The following is a 13,905-nucleotide window of genomic DNA, read 5'->3' on the forward strand; positions in this document are numbered from 1 at the left end:
CCCGCCCCCCTTGTCCTCAAGCGCCGGACGGGCTGGTGATGCCCGTCCGGCGCTTGTGCGTGGTGTGCCGGTGCGGTGGGGCCGTGGGGCTTCAGGGGGTGCGGGTGGTGGGCCCGTGCGGGCCGGGGTATCGCTGCGCTCGTCCTCAAACGCCGGACGGGCTGGGAGTTGCGGGTCCTAGGCGTGGGTGAATTCCTCGTAGGCCGCGAGGACTTCGTCGGTGGGGCCGTCCATGCGGAGGACGCCCCTTTCGAGCCAGAGGACGCGGTCGCAGGTGTCGCGGATGGAGTTGTTGTTGTGGCTGACGAGGAAGACCGAGCCGGCCTCCTCGCGCAGTTCGCGGATGCGGGCCTCGGAGCGCTTCTGGAAGGCCCGGTCGCCGGTGGCCAGCGCCTCGTCGATCAGCAGCACGTCGTGGTCCTTGGCGGCGGCGATGGAGAACCGCAGTCGGGCCGCCATGCCGGAGGAGTAGGTGCGCATCGGCAGGGAGATGAAGTCGCCCTTCTCGTTGATCCCGGAGAAGTCGACGATGTCGTCGTAGCGGGAGCGGACCTGCTCGCGGCTCATGCCCATCGCCAGTCCGCCGAGGAGGACGTTCTTCTCGCCGGTGAGGTCGTTCATCAGGGCGGCGTTGACGCCCAGCAGCGAGGGCTGGCCGTGGGTGTAGACCTTGCCGCGCTCGGCGGGCAGCAGTCCGGCGACGGCCTTGAGGAGGGTCGACTTGCCGGAGCCGTTCGAACCGATCAGGCCGATCGACTCGCCGCGGTAGGCGGTGAAGGAGACGCCCTTGACCGCGTGCACCTCGCGCACGCCCACCGAGGGGCGGCGCCGGACGATGCGGTTGAGCGCGGCGGTCGCGCTGCCCTTGCCCGCACCGGTGCCGTAGACCCGGTAGACGATGTGGAGATCGTCCGCGATCACGGTCGGGACGCGGGCCTCGTCCGCTGCCGTCGGGCGGGTGCCGCCCTGGTCTTCCGTCATGTGCTCAGCCACGTCCGTACCGCTCCTCGGCCTTCCAGAAGTACACATAGCCGACGACGCCCGCGAGCAGCGCCCAGCCGGCCGCGAACGCCCATACGTGCGGCGGGAGTTGGTGTCGGGTGAAGCTGTCGATCAGGGCGAAGCGCATCAGGTCGATGTAGACCGCGGCGGGGTTGCCGTTCAGCAGCACCACCACGATCTGCGGGAGGTGCTTGCCCTTGAGGATCACGCTGATGCTGAACATCACGCCGGACGCGTACATCCAGGTCCGCATGATGAAGGGCATCAGCTGCGCCAGGTCCGGGGTCCGCGCGCCGAGCCGTGCCATGACCATCGCCAGGCCGGTGTTGAAGACGAACTGGAGGGCCAGCGCCGGGACGACCAGCAGCCAGGACCAGGTCGGCAGCTGCCCGAAGGCCAGCAGGATGACCATCAGCACGCCCATGGAGTACAGCAGCTGCTGCAGCTGTGCCAGGCAGAACGAGATCGGCAGGCAGGCGCGCGGGAAGTGCAGGGCGCGCACCAGGCCGAGGTTGCCGGAGATCGCCCGGGTGCCGGCCATCACCGAGTTCTGCAGGAAGGTGAAGACGAAGACGCCGGTCACCAGGTACGGGATGTAGTCCGGGACGCCCTTCCGGGTGCCGATCAGCACACCGAAGATCAAGTAGTAGACGCCGGCGTTGAGCAGCGGGGTGATCACCTGCCACAGCTGGCCGAGCTTGGCGGTGGTGTACATCGCGGTGAGCCTGGCGGTGGCGAACGAGGTGATGAAGTGCCGTCGGTGCCACAGCTGGCGGGTGTACTCGGACAGCGAGGGGCGGGCGCCGCTCACCGTGAGGCCGTGGCGTTCGGCCAGGGCGCTCAGCTCCGCGTCGGGCGCGGTGCCGGAGCCGGACGGTCGGACGGCGGCCGGTTCGGGGGCCGGGGGCGCGAGGGTCTGGGGCATGCGGCCATTCGCTTTCGTACGGGGGCTGCGGAGTGCGGTCGCGGGGACGGCAGGATCCGGACGACGACGGAACGGGTCCGTATCGTCGCGACGCCGAGACTAGAGCGAGGTCACGTCGAAACGCAACCGTAGCGTCGTGCCGCTAGGATCAAGGCATGGCAAAAAACGGCACCGAGAGCGAGAGAGGCCCGGCGGCATCCGGGGCGCGCCGGGCCCCGGCCGGCGCCGCCGTGCTGCGGGAGGACAAGACCGCCGCGATCCGCGCGGCGGTCTTCGAGGAGCTGGCCGCGGTCGGCTTCGCCCGGATGTCCATCGAGGGCATCGCCCGCCGGGCCGGGGTCGGCAAGACCGCCGTCTACCGGCGCTGGCGCTCCAAACTGCACCTGGTCCTGGACGTGGTCTCGGCGGTCGCCGCGGCGGGGCTGCCGGCCCCGGACACCGGGTCGCTCCGCGGCGATGTGCGGATGGTGCTGGAGGTCGCGGCCCGGGCGCTGGGACACCCGATGGCCTCGCAGATCATCCCGGACCTGCTCGCCGAGGCGGCACGCAGCCCGGAGCTGGCCGAGGCGCTCAAGGCCGCCCTGCACGACAGCCAGGAGGGTGTCGCGGCGGCGGTGGTGGCGCGGGCGGTGGAGCGCGGCGAGCTGCCGCCGGACGTGGATCCCCGACTGGCGCTCGACCTGCTGACCGGGCCGCTGTACTGGCGGCTGCTGGTGGTCCGCGACGAGGTGCCCGCGGGGTACCTCGACGCGCTCGCCGGGTCGGTGACGGCGGCGCTGGGCGCGGAGTAGGCCGGGCGGGTACGAAGCGGGGCGGGGCGGCCGGAGGAGATCCGGCCGCCCCGCCCCGTCCTTCCGGAACGGAAGGCGCCTAGGGCCTGACCCATCGGACAGGCCCTAGCCCTTCTTCCAGAGCGTCACCTTCGTCGCGAAGTCCGGCATCTCGCTCGCGGTGTTCGGGGTCATCCCGGTGATCTCGACCATCGCCAGGTTGCCGTCCGTGGTCTCCGTGCACAGCAGGGTGCCGACGTGGATCGTGCGGCCCTTGTCCAGCTCCTCGCGTTTCATGGTCTTCGGGAGGACGTCGGTGTGCGAACCGTCCAGGCACGCCTGGGCGGTGCGGCCGGTGCTGCGGCCCATGGGGGTGCGGAACGTCAGGCCCTCGCCGGCCACCGAGACGTAGGAGATCTCGAAGGGGGAGTCGTCGCCCTGCACGCCCGGCATCGCCTTGGGGACGTCCAGGTCGATGGAGTTGAAGTCCGCCGCCGCGGGGGCGCGCAGCGCGAACGGACGGTCCTTGAACACGACCTGGTAGCCGGCGTTCTGGTCGGGCGAGGGGGTCTGCGCGGGCGGAGTGGTGTTCTGGTGCGCGGGGGTGGGCGTGACCGGGCCGCTGGAGGAGCTGTGGCGGCTGTTGACGTCGTCGCCGGGGCTGCCGGCACGTGCCACCGTCCAGGTGACGCCGACCACGGCGACCAGCGCCACCGCGCCGACCGCGGCCCGCAGCACGGGGCTGCGCCGCTTGCCGGCCGCGGGCGCGCCGGGGCCGACCGTGGGTGTCGCGTGCGGGCCGCCCGGCGGCGGGGGCACCGGGCCGGTGGCGCCCTGCGTCGGGGCGGCGTGCGGGCCCGTGCCCCGGGTGGGGGTGTAGCCGGCGGGGCCCTGGGTCGGGGCGTAGCCGGGCGGCGGCGGGGTCGCGGCCGGCGGCGGCTCCGGCAGCTCCTTGGCGGCGCGCTCCCGGCGGGCGATCTCGGCGGCCACCGCGTCCGGCAGCCAGCCGTCGAAGTCCCGCGGCCCGCGCCCGGACGCCGCCCGGCACAGCTCCGCCAACTCGGCCGGCGTCGGCCGCAGTCGGGCGTCGGCGGACAGGCAGCGGGTCAGCAGCGGGCGCAGCGCCTCCGGGTAGTCGTCGAGGTCCGGGGCGACCTGCGCGGTGTTGGCGATCCGGGCGGCGACGGTGATCGCCGCGCCGTCCCCGTACGGGTGCCGGCCGGTGGCGGCGACCGCCGCGATCAGGCCCAGCGAGAAGACGTCGGCGGCGGGCGTGACCTGCGCGCCGCTCGCGTGCTCGGGGGACATGTACTGCGGGGTGCCGATGAAGCCGCCGCTGCGGGTGAGCTGGGTGGCGTCGGCGGCCCGGGCGATGCCGAAGTCGATGACGTAGGGGCCCTGCGGGCCGAGCAGTACGTTGCTGGGCTTGAGGTCGCGGTGGACGACCCCGGCGGCGTGCACCGAACCCAGTGCGTCGGCCGCCGCGCCGATCAGCTGGAAGACCGCCGGCAGCGGCAGCGGGCCGTCCCGCAGCGCCTCGTCGAGCGGCAGGCCGGGGATGAACGCCGTGGCCAGCCAGGGGAGTTCGCCGCCGGTGTCGTGGTCGAGGACCGGCACGATGTGGTAGCCCTGCACCCGGCGGGCGGCCCGGACCTCCTGCTCGAAGCGGCTGCGGAAGTCCGGGTCCTGGCCGAACTCCCGGCGGATGACCTTCAGGGCCGCGGGCTGGTTGCCGCGGGTGCGGGTGAGGTACACCGACCCCATGCCGCCCTCGCCGAGCCGCGCTAGCAGCCGGTAGCCGGCCACCTCCCGCGGATCCTCGGCGCGCAGGGGTTTGAAGACGTCGTCGTGCGTGCTGATGTGGAGCCACCCCCCGATCGAGAACTACCGGGGATGTTATCCGTACACCTGTCCGGCGGAATGACCAGGACGCCAACTCCGGGGCCGGCGCGGGCAGTCCGCCGGCCGGGTCGGCGGGGGCGCGGGGGTGCGCGGTGGCGGCCCGCCGGCGTGGCGCCCGTCGGTCGACTGACGGGCGTTCACCCGAAAGGGTTGTCGTGCGGGGTGGGTGAGCCCCGGCGTCCGGTGCACGGGGGCGCCGCCGCGGGCACCGCGGGCGCGCGGGATCGCCGGGGCCCGCAAATACTTGAGGACGTGCCCCGGTCAGGACCGCTCGTCTCCCGCCGCCGGTTGCTTCAGGCCACCGGCGGTGCCGTTCTCGCGGGCACCGTGGGCACCGGCGTCTGGGCCTGGCTGTCCCCGGACGGCACCCGCCCGGCCCCGCCGGCCCGTTCGCAGGAGTCCGCCGAGGATCCGGCCGAGCAGGTGTTCCTGCACGTCATCGCGCACCCCGACGACGGCCTGTTCTTCATGAACCCGGGCCTGGCACAGGCCATCCGCAGCGGCGCGCGGACCGTCACGGTGTGCCTGACGGGCGGTGAGTCCGACGGCCGGAACGCGCCCCGCCGCAGCACCCTGCACGACCGTGTGGTGCCCGACCGGTCGGCCTTCGCCCGGGCCCGGGTCAACGGTCTGCTCGCCGCGCACGCCCAGATGGCCACCGGCGACGAGGAGAGCGTCTGGGACGCCGAGGCCCGCACCCTGCTGTCGGGCTTGCAGGTGGAGGTCCAGACGCTGCGCGCCGCCCCCCAGCACCAGCTGGTCTTCGTGGAGCTGGTGGAGGCCCGCGCGGTCTACCTGCCGCGCGCCACCAGCCTGCGCGGGCTCTGGCTCGGGGTGATCGACGCGCTGCCCACGCTGCGCCCCGAGGGCAGCCCCGTCCAGCGGCAGTTCCGCTACACCCGCGACCAGGTCACCGACACCCTGGCCGAGGTCCTCGACTGGGTCCGGCCCACCGTCGTGCGCACCCTGGACCCCAACGCGGTGCACTCCGACAAGCCGCAGCTGCCCACCCTCGACCCGCGGCTGGCCGGGCTGCGCTACTTCGACCACCAGGACCACACCGCCTCCGCCCACTTCACCCAGGCGGCGCTGGCCCGCTACTGGGGACGCGGCGCCCCCGCCCCGACCATCGTGGAGAACTACCTCGGCTACGAACTCGGCGTCCTGCCGAACGACCTCGACCTGTCCACCGCCCGCCGCAAGGCCGGCACGCTGAACATCTACGGCTGGGTCGACCGCCGCCCCTGCGCCGACCCGGCGGGCTGCGGCGACCGCAAGGTCGGCGGCACCGCGCTCAACGGCAGCCCGCGGAACTGGACCCGCAGCACCCGGCTGCGCGCCCCCGGCTCCAACGCCTGGGTGCGGCCGGCCAGGGACGGGCGGCTGACCGCCTTCGCGGTGCTCGGCGGGGCCGCGTACTGCTGGGCGGAGACGGCGCCGGGCAGCGGCCGGTTCGGCGCCCCGGCGCTCGTCGGCGGGGAGTCGCTGGAGAGTCAGATCCACGTGGTGCGCCACCCGGACGGCACGCTCCAGCTGTTCGCGTCCCGGACGGTCCTGCCGGGGCCGGACACCGAGCACCACCGCGAGCTGGTCACCGCGCGGCAGACCGGGACCGGCCGGGGTGGGGTGCCCGCCTTCGGGGACTGGGCGTCGCTGGGGTCCCCGGAACCGGACCCGGTCCGGTCGCTGGAGGTCGGCTACCCGGCCGCGGTGGCGGCGCCGGACGGCACCGTGCACGTCTTCGTCCGGACCTGGGACGGCGGGATCGGCCACCGCGGCGGGCCGGACGGCGCGCAGTGGTCGCCCTGGGACCGGCTGGAGGGGCCGGCCGGGGTCGGCACCCTCACGGCGTCCCCGCAGGTCGTCGACGGGATCGACGCGTGTGTGGACACCGGGGGGCTGATCCACCTGGTGGCGCCCAGCGTCCGGACCGTGCAGCACTGGGTGTCCAAGGAGCCGGGGGGCACGCCCCGGCCCGGCGCGGCCACCGGGCTGCCGGAGCCGGGCGGTCCGGTCAGCGTCGTCCCCCTGGCCGGCGGCATGGTGCGGATCGCCTACCGGCAGTCGATGACCGCCCGGGTGCTGATCGCCGAGCGGCGGCGGGCGCTCGGCACCTGGCGGGTCTCCGGGCAGTGCGAACGGGCCGGCGGCTACGGGCGGGTGGCGCTGGCGCCGGCCGGTCGCGGCGACCGGATGGTGCTGGCCGCCCGGGACGACGCCGGCGACGTCCGGGTGGCGATGGCGCAGGCCGCGCCCAAGCCCTGGCAGCGGTGCGCACTGGCGCACTCGGCGGCGGCCGGGGTGGCCCAGGACACGGCCGGCCGGGCGGTGCTGGTCGCCCTCGGCAACGACGGCCGGCTGTACACGGCCCGGCAGCAGAAGGCCGGCCAGACCGCGCCGTTCCTGGCCTGGCGGGCCGCGGGCACGGCCTAGGCCGGTCGGCCGGAGCGCGCCGGCGGCGACTCGGGCTGATCGGAGGCGCCGTCCGGGCGGCGCGGTGGCCGCAGGATCCGCCGGGAGACGACGAAGGTGACCGGCAGCGCCAGCAGGGCCGCGACCAGCGGCGCGGCCACGCTGTTCATCCCCAGCCAGCTCACCAGCGTCACCAGACCGGCGCTCTGCACCGCGTAGTTGGTGACCTGGGTCAGCGGGAAGAGCAGGAACTTCTTCCAGGTGGGGCGGGTGCGGTAGGTGAAGTAGGTGTTGAGGAAGAAGGAGCCGACCAGGCTGAGCACGAAGCCGGCCGTGTAGGCCGCGAAGTACGGCAGCAGCCGGTGCAGCGGCAGGTAACAGGCGTAGAACGTCGCGGTGTTGACGCCGCCGACCATCGTGAACCGGGCCACCTGTCCCCAGGGGACCGCCGCGGCCGGGCCGCGCATCAGGGGGACCGCGGGCCCACGGCGGCGGTCCCGGAGGGAGTGGGCGCGCGCACCGGGGCGCCCGTGGGCGTGGCGCCGTCGCTCTCCTTGACCAGGAAGTGCGGCCGGCGCTTGGTCTCGTAGTAGATCCGCCCGATGTACTCGCCGATCAGTCCGAGCATCACCATCTGCAGGCCGCCCAGTCCCACGATGATGGCCACCAGCGTCACATAGCCGGGCGCGGTGACCCCGCCGGCGACGGCCACGCCGATGACCCACAGGGCGTAGAGGGTGGCGAGGGACGCCAGGCTCAGCCCGGCGTAGATGGCGGCGCGCAGCGGACGGCAGTTGAACGAGATCATCCCGTCGATGCCGTAGTTGACCAGCGAGCCGAAGCGCCATTTGGTCTCCCCGGCCTCCCGGGCGGCGTTGCGGTAGTCGAAGCTGACGGTGTCGAAGCCGATCCAGGAGAACAGCCCCTTGGAGAAGCGGTTGTACTCGGGCAGCGAGACCAGCGCGTCCACCGCCTTGCGGGACAGCAGCCGGAAGTCGCCCGCGCCGTCGACCAGTTCGACGTCGATCCAGGTGTTGACGGCGCGGTAGTACAGGCGGCTGAGGACGGTGCGCAGCCGCCGGTCGCCGTCCCGGCTGCGCCGGGCGATGACCTGGTCGTGGCCGAGCTGGTAGAGGTCGAGCATCTTCTCGATCAGCTCCGGCGGGTGCTGGAGGTCGGCGTCCATGATGATCACCGCGTCGCCGGTGGCGGTCCGCAGCCCGGCCAGCATCGCCGGCTCCTTGCCGAAGTTGCGGCTGAAGGAGAGGTAGCGGGTGGTGCCGCGGTGCTGGTGGGCCAGGGCGCGGAGCCGGGGCAGCGTCCCGTCGTGGCTGCCGTCGTCCACGTAGCACAGCTCGTACTCGACCGCGAGCGGGTCGAGCACCGCGCGCAGCTGTTCGTCGAAGCGGCCTATGACGGCCTCTTCGTTGTAGCAGGGCACGACGATGGAGAGCTTCATGAGCGGGCCGTTTCGCCGGGGGGTTCGCCGGGTGTCAGGGGGCGGTCGAAGTGGCCGTCCCCTGAAAGGCAATTCTACGAATTTGGGCGAAATGCACTATTTGGGAAGGAGGGTGGAGTGGGGCGCCACCGGCCGCGGCGGACGCGCGCCGCACCGGCCACCGCGCCCACCACCAGCGCCGCCGCCCCGCTCGTCGCCAGCCCCGCGGCCAGGCCCGGAGGGGTGTAGGCACAGCTCAGCCGGGTCGCCCCGCGCGCCAGCGGAACGGCCAGCAGCCCGCCGAACGCGCCGGGCGCCCGGTCCGGTCCGCCGTCCACCGAACAGCCCCATCCGGGCACCGCCGGCAGGGCGAGCACCGCGGTCCCCGCGGCCCCCGGGCGCAGCGTCGCGGTCAGCTCGTGACCGCCCGCGGTGAGCCGCACCGGCCCCTCCAGGGCCCGCACCGCCGCGGCCAGCCGCCCCGGCGAGAGGCAGCCGACGGCCCGCTCCGGCACGTACGGGCGGCCCTGCCCGGCGAACCGCACCCGCACCACCCCGTCGGCCGGTACGGTGCCCAGCCGCCGCAGCGGATTGGCGGTGACGTCCCACCGGCCCACCGCCCGGGCGGTCCCGCCCGGCCCGCCGACCTCGCCCCCGAACCACGGCGCGTACCAGAGCGCCACGCTGCCGGGGGTGCACCGCGCGGTGAAGGCCGTCCCGGTGTTCGGCGCGGCCAGCGCCTCGGCGTCCGCGGCGGGCAGCGGGCGGTCCGGCAGCAGCCAGCCGCCGGGCGCGCGCTCCGGGGCCGGGGCCGCGGGTGTGCCGGCGGCCGGCACCAGCCGCGGCACCTCGTAGACCCGGGCGCCCAGCAGCCGCTCCTGGCGGGCGAAGACGGTGTCCGGGCCTCTGCCTGGGCCCGGCAGCGGCCCGCGCCGCACGGTCACCAGCGGCGCCGGCCGGTCGCGCACCACGGTGTACCGGCCGCGCGGCCCGCCCGCCGGCGGCATCGCCTGCGCGCTGCTCACCCCCATCAGCGCCCGGCCCACCGGGTCCTCGAAGCTGAGCGTGTGCCGGCCCCGGATGTACCAGCCGGCGCCCAGGCCGTGCAGCGCCCGGGCGGTCGCCACGGGCACATAGCTGCTGTAGTACGAGCCGCCCTCGCCGCCGAGCAGCAGCGGATCGTTGTTCGCGTACTCGTGCGGGCCCGGGTCGGTACGGGAGCGCGGCCAGTCGTCGCGGGCGATCAGCCCCCGCCGGGTGGCCAGCGACCCCGCGGTCATCGTCAGCTTCGGCCGGAACCACGGGATCCCGTCCCGCACGGCCGTCACCGAGAACGCCGTGTACGCCGCGGTGAGCGTGGCGGCGCCGGTCAGCACCGCGGTGGCCGCCAGCCGCGCCCGGGGCCGCCCACGGAGGCGGGCCAGCGCCGCCAGGACCACCGCCCCGCCGCCCGCCACCACGAGCCAGGTCGCGCCGCCCACCGCGCTCCGGTTCCGGCAGCAGCCCAGCAGCACCGCGACCAGCGCCGCCCCCGCGGCCAGCTCGCGCGCCCGCGGGCGGTGCGCCAGCGCCAGCCACGCGATCATCACCAGCACCCCGCTGAGCACGAAGGCGGCCCGGTACGGGCTCCCGTTGGGCAGCGCCAGCCCGTGCCACAGCAGGATCGTCGGCTTCCACACGAACGAGGCGCCGATCCCCACCGCGAGCAGCGACCACCCGATCCGGACCCGTGCCGGCACCGCCCGGACGAACGGGAAGGCGGCCACCAGCAGCAGCGCCGGCACCCCGACGAAGACGTTGGGCGCCGGCACGTCGCCGTGCCCGCCCGGCAGCAACTGCGCCAGCTGGTCCAGCAGCGGCGGCCGGCCCCCGTACACCGCCGTGGGCGGCGGCTGGGCGACCCGGCTGGCCCGCAGCGACACCGTCAGCACCGGCGCGGCCAGCGCGACCCCGGCCGCCGTCATACCGGCCGCCCGGCCCACCACCCGCAGCCGCCCGCCGGCGGTCTCGGCGTCGGTCGTCAGCCGCACCGCCAGCACCAGCCCCGTCGCCAACGCGGCCATCGCCGCGGTGTAGAAGTTCCCGGCGAAGGCGACCGCCACCAGCAGCGTCCCCGTCACCCAGCGCACCCGCCGCAGGCACCAGTCCGCCGCGATCCCGAGCAGCGGCAGCGAGACCAGCCCCCACATCCACATCGGATCGGCGTACCCGTCGTTCAGCACCCAGGCGCACAGCCCGTACCCCACCGCCAGCAGCGCCCGCAGCACCCCCGGCCCGGGTCGCAGCCGCCCCAGCAGGACGGTCATCAGCGCCGCGCCCAGCCCGATGCTCAGCAGCGTCACCAGGAACACCGGCAGATCCACCAGGGCCCGCGGGAACACCCCCACCAGCAGCGAGAACGGGTTCATCAGATACGTGACGAAGTCCGCCAGGAACGGGACGCCGTACCCGCTGCCCCAGTTGAAGAACAGGTCCCCGTGGGCGCCGCCGTGCAGCAGGTCCCACAGCCGGGCGTGGAAGGGCACGAACTGGTTGCCCAGATCGTTCACGGAGCGGGACCGCGGCCCGAACGGATAGCTGCCGTGGACGGCCAGCGCCAGGCAGTACGCGCCCATGGACAGCAGCGCCGCGAGCATGGGCGCGGCCGGCCACCGCCGGATCCCGGTCGGGGATGTGGGGCGCGTCGCGCCGGACGGCGTCCGGGCAACCTCCCGGGCCCGCACCCCCTCTTGCGGTGCGGAAGGTGTCGGGCTCACCGGCGCTCCTCCGAGGTCGGCGCGGTGCTCCGCGCGCAGACAGGCAGCGAACGATTTATATGGCTTGATGTCTTGATAGTCCGTTTTACCCCGGAGGGGGCGGGGTAGGGCGAGGACCCGCAGAGAAGGAACGGAGGCCACTGTTCCCGTGTCCCGCAACTCCGCTCATCCCGACCACGCCGAGAACCCCGAGAACCCCGAGAACCCCACGGGCCTCGAAAGCGCCGACGGCCGCGACGACCGGGCCCGCCCCGACCCGACCGTCACCGTGATCGTGCCGGTCCACAACACCCGCCGCTACCTCGACCGCAGCCTCGGCTCGGTCTTCGCGCAGACCCTCGACCCGCACCGGATCGAGATCATCGCCGTCGACGACGGCTCCACCGACGGCAGCGCCGCCTGGCTCGACGAGGCCGCCGCCGCCCACCCCCGCCTCACCGTCGTCCACCAGCCGGCCTCCGGCGGCGCCGGCCGGCCCCGCAACGTCGGCCTGGACCGCGCCACCGGCGACTACGTCTTCTTCCTCGACTCCGACGACCACCTCGGCCCCGAGGCGCTGGCCCGCCTCGTCCGGATGGCCCAGGAGCACGACTCCGACATCGTCTACGGCCGCATCGTCGGCGTGGAGGGCCGCGGCGCCCCCGTGGACCTGCGCACCACCAGCCCCCGCGTCTCGGTCTTCGACTCGCCCGTCTACTGGACCCTCGCCGCCTACAAGCTCTTCCGCCGCTCCTTCGTCGAGCGCCACCACCTGCGCTTCGTCGAGGGCCGCCTGCTCGGCGAGGACCTCCCCTTCGGCATCACCGCCCTGCTGCGCGCCGGGACCGTCTCCGTCCTCGCCGACTACGACTGCTACTACCTGCACGGACGCGAGGACGACAGCAACGCCTCCCGCCAGGACATGGACTGGCCCGGCTACCTCGCCTACATCGACACCGTCCTGGCCGTCCTGACCGCCGAGGTCCCGCCCGGCCCGGACCGCGACAAGCTGATGGTCCGCCACTTCCACGGCGAGATACTCATGCCGTTCGCGGCCTCCTATCTCGCCCGGGACGAGGCCGGCCGCCGCGCGATGCGCGAGGCCGCCCGCCCCCTGGTCGACCGCCACCTCACCGACCGGGTGCTCGCCGCCCTCCCGCCCGGCCTCCGCCTCCGCGCCCACTGCCTGCGCGCCGGTCTCGCCGCCGAACTGGACGCCGTCGTCCGGGCCGACTCCGGCCCCGGCCCGGCACCCGGCCCGCCCCTCGTCGAGGACGGCCGCGCCTACGCCGCCTACCCCCACTTCCGCGACCCGGACCACCCGCTGCCGGACGCCCTCTACGACCTCACCGACCGCATCGCGGTGCACCAGCGCCTGACCGACCTCCAGTGGGTCGGCGGCGTCCTCCACCTCCACGGCACCGCGGCCCTTAGCGCCGCCGGCGACGTCGGCACCGATCAGGTGGATCTCGTCCTGCACCGCAGCGGCGCCCACCTCCGCGTCCCCGCTGCATACGGCCCCGACGGCGCCTGGCACGCCGCCCTCGACCCGGCCGCCGCGGCCCACGGCGCACCGCTGGCGGAGGGCATCTGGGGCCTGAAGATCGCGGTCGCGGCGGGCGGCGCGGACGCCGCGGCCGCCGAGCCGGCCACCGCCCTCCGCCGGGAGGTCTGGCTGGTCCCCGAAGGCGGCGCGCCGGCCACCGACACCGCCCCCCGCGTCGTCGGCCACGGCCCCGAGGGCCCCACCGTCGCCGCGCTCTTCCTCTCCTCCCCGCACGGCCACCTCCACCTCGACCTGGACCACGACGGCGCCCGCCGCCCGCTCGGCGCCGACCTGCGGGGCGAGGCGGCCTGCACCCGCGCCGGCCGCGCCACGGTCGCCGCCCGCCTCACCCTCCCCGGCTGCCCCGTCGACGCCGGCCTCCAGTTCGTGCTCCGCGACGCCACCCGCTGCGTGGCCCTGCGCACCACCGTCGAACGCGGCGCCGGCGACCGCTACCGCGCCCGCTCCCGCCTGCGCAGCGGCCCCCCGGGCACCTGGCGGGTCGCCCTCCGCCTCACCGCGGGCGGCCTGCGGCGCGAACTCCCGGTCCGATCCGCCGACGGCGCGGGGCCGTTGACGCTCACCGTGCCGGGGCCGGGGCGCTGACGCCCCGCGCGGCGCCGTCGTCCGGCGCGCGTCGCGGGCCCCCGGGCTCAGCGCGGGTCGTTCTCGCGCCGCAGCTCGGCCCAGACGCTTTTGCCCCAGGGGAGCCGTTCGCAGCCCCAGCGGTGGGAGAGCGCGTCGATGAGGGCCAGGCCCCGCCCGTACTCGTCGCCGATGCCCGTCACGCGGACCTCGGGGATGCGCCGGGAGGTGTCCACGACCGCGATCCGGACCACCGTCCCGGCCGGGCGTGTGACGGTGACCCGTACGGCGCAGGCGCGGGTGTGCCGGGCGGCGTTCGAGACGAGTTCGGTGACGACCAGGGCTCCGCTGTCCACGACGGAGTGCAGGCCCCAGGCGGTCAGGGCCGTGCGGACCAGGATGCGGGCGGGGGCGGCGCTTTCGGCCGCGCACGGCAGGGTCTGGGTGTATTCAGGGTGTCCGGTGGGACGAACGGTGACGGCCATCAGGACCTCGGTTCACTGGTTCGCTCGCTGCGTTCCGCGCGGGGGAGCAGGCGCGATGCAACATCTCTAGACATATTTATTAGAGCGCTCCTCTCTAGAGACGTC

The 13,905-nt window shown here is 74.9% G+C and carries 10 protein-coding genes; 3 read left to right on the top strand and 7 right to left on the bottom strand.

Annotated elements, in window-relative coordinates:
- Positions 1–177 precede the first annotated feature (177 nt).
- Both SNOUR_RS24450 and SNOUR_RS24455 read right to left on the bottom strand, forming a co-directional pair.
- Positions 178–981 carry an ABC transporter ATP-binding protein gene (locus tag SNOUR_RS24450; protein WP_067358701.1) on the bottom strand — a complete coding sequence of 268 codons (804 nt, stop codon included), beginning with the start codon at positions 979–981 and terminating at the stop codon, positions 178–180.
- Between the two features lie 4 nt (positions 982–985).
- Positions 986–1,927: an ABC transporter permease gene (locus SNOUR_RS24455; RefSeq protein WP_067350908.1), complete on the bottom strand. Its 942-nt coding sequence runs from the start codon at positions 1,925–1,927 to the stop codon at positions 986–988.
- 155 nt (positions 1,928–2,082) lie between these two features.
- Between SNOUR_RS24455 and SNOUR_RS24460 the strand changes: the two genes are divergently transcribed.
- Complete coding sequence (locus tag SNOUR_RS24460) at positions 2,083–2,718, top strand: TetR/AcrR family transcriptional regulator (protein WP_067350911.1); 636 nt, start codon at positions 2,083–2,085, stop codon at positions 2,716–2,718.
- A gap of 105 nt (positions 2,719–2,823) precedes the next feature.
- Here SNOUR_RS24460 and SNOUR_RS24465 read toward each other — a convergent pair whose 3' ends face one another.
- Positions 2,824–4,503, bottom strand: coding sequence for a serine/threonine-protein kinase (locus SNOUR_RS24465; protein ID WP_174717896.1), 1,680 nt, complete (start codon positions 4,501–4,503; stop codon positions 2,824–2,826).
- A gap of 348 nt (positions 4,504–4,851) precedes the next feature.
- On the opposite strand from SNOUR_RS24465, the gene SNOUR_RS24470 reads away from it, so the two are divergent.
- Positions 4,852–7,032, top strand: a complete 2,181-nt coding sequence (locus SNOUR_RS24470; protein WP_067350914.1) for a PIG-L family deacetylase — start codon at positions 4,852–4,854, stop codon at positions 7,030–7,032.
- Here the strand turns inward: SNOUR_RS24470 and SNOUR_RS24475 are convergent.
- The 3 genes from SNOUR_RS24475 to SNOUR_RS24485 form a co-directional block, all read right to left on the bottom strand.
- Complete coding sequence (locus tag SNOUR_RS24475) at positions 7,029–7,478, bottom strand: GtrA family protein (RefSeq protein WP_067350917.1); 450 nt, start codon at positions 7,476–7,478, stop codon at positions 7,029–7,031. The genes SNOUR_RS24470 and SNOUR_RS24475 overlap by 4 nt on opposite strands.
- Complete coding sequence (locus SNOUR_RS24480) at positions 7,478–8,470, bottom strand: glycosyltransferase family 2 protein (RefSeq protein ID WP_067350919.1); 993 nt, start codon at positions 8,468–8,470, stop codon at positions 7,478–7,480. Before SNOUR_RS24480 ends, SNOUR_RS24475 begins: the two co-directional genes overlap by 1 nt.
- A 74-nt stretch (positions 8,471–8,544) precedes the next feature.
- Entirely contained in the window at positions 8,545–11,205 is a 2,661-nt protein-coding gene (locus SNOUR_RS24485) for a YfhO family protein (RefSeq protein ID WP_067350922.1), read from the bottom strand.
- A 148-nt stretch (positions 11,206–11,353) separates the two neighbouring features.
- Here SNOUR_RS24485 and SNOUR_RS24490 point away from each other — a divergent pair, with 148 nt between their 5' ends.
- A complete protein-coding gene (locus SNOUR_RS24490) occupies positions 11,354–13,336 on the top strand; it encodes a glycosyltransferase family 2 protein (protein WP_312633522.1) in 1,983 nt (660 codons plus the stop codon).
- A 47-nt stretch (positions 13,337–13,383) separates the two neighbouring features.
- Here the strand turns inward: SNOUR_RS24490 and SNOUR_RS24495 are convergent, their stop codons facing one another.
- The gene (locus tag SNOUR_RS24495; protein ID WP_067350923.1) at positions 13,384–13,800 is read right to left on the bottom strand and encodes an ATP-binding protein; all 417 of its coding nucleotides are present in this window, start codon (positions 13,798–13,800) and stop codon (positions 13,384–13,386) included.
- Between the last annotated feature and the right edge of the window lie 105 nt (positions 13,801–13,905).

This window comes from Streptomyces noursei ATCC 11455 (assembly GCF_001704275.1).
In the GTDB taxonomy this organism is placed as follows: domain Bacteria; phylum Actinomycetota; class Actinomycetes; order Streptomycetales; family Streptomycetaceae; genus Streptomyces; species Streptomyces noursei.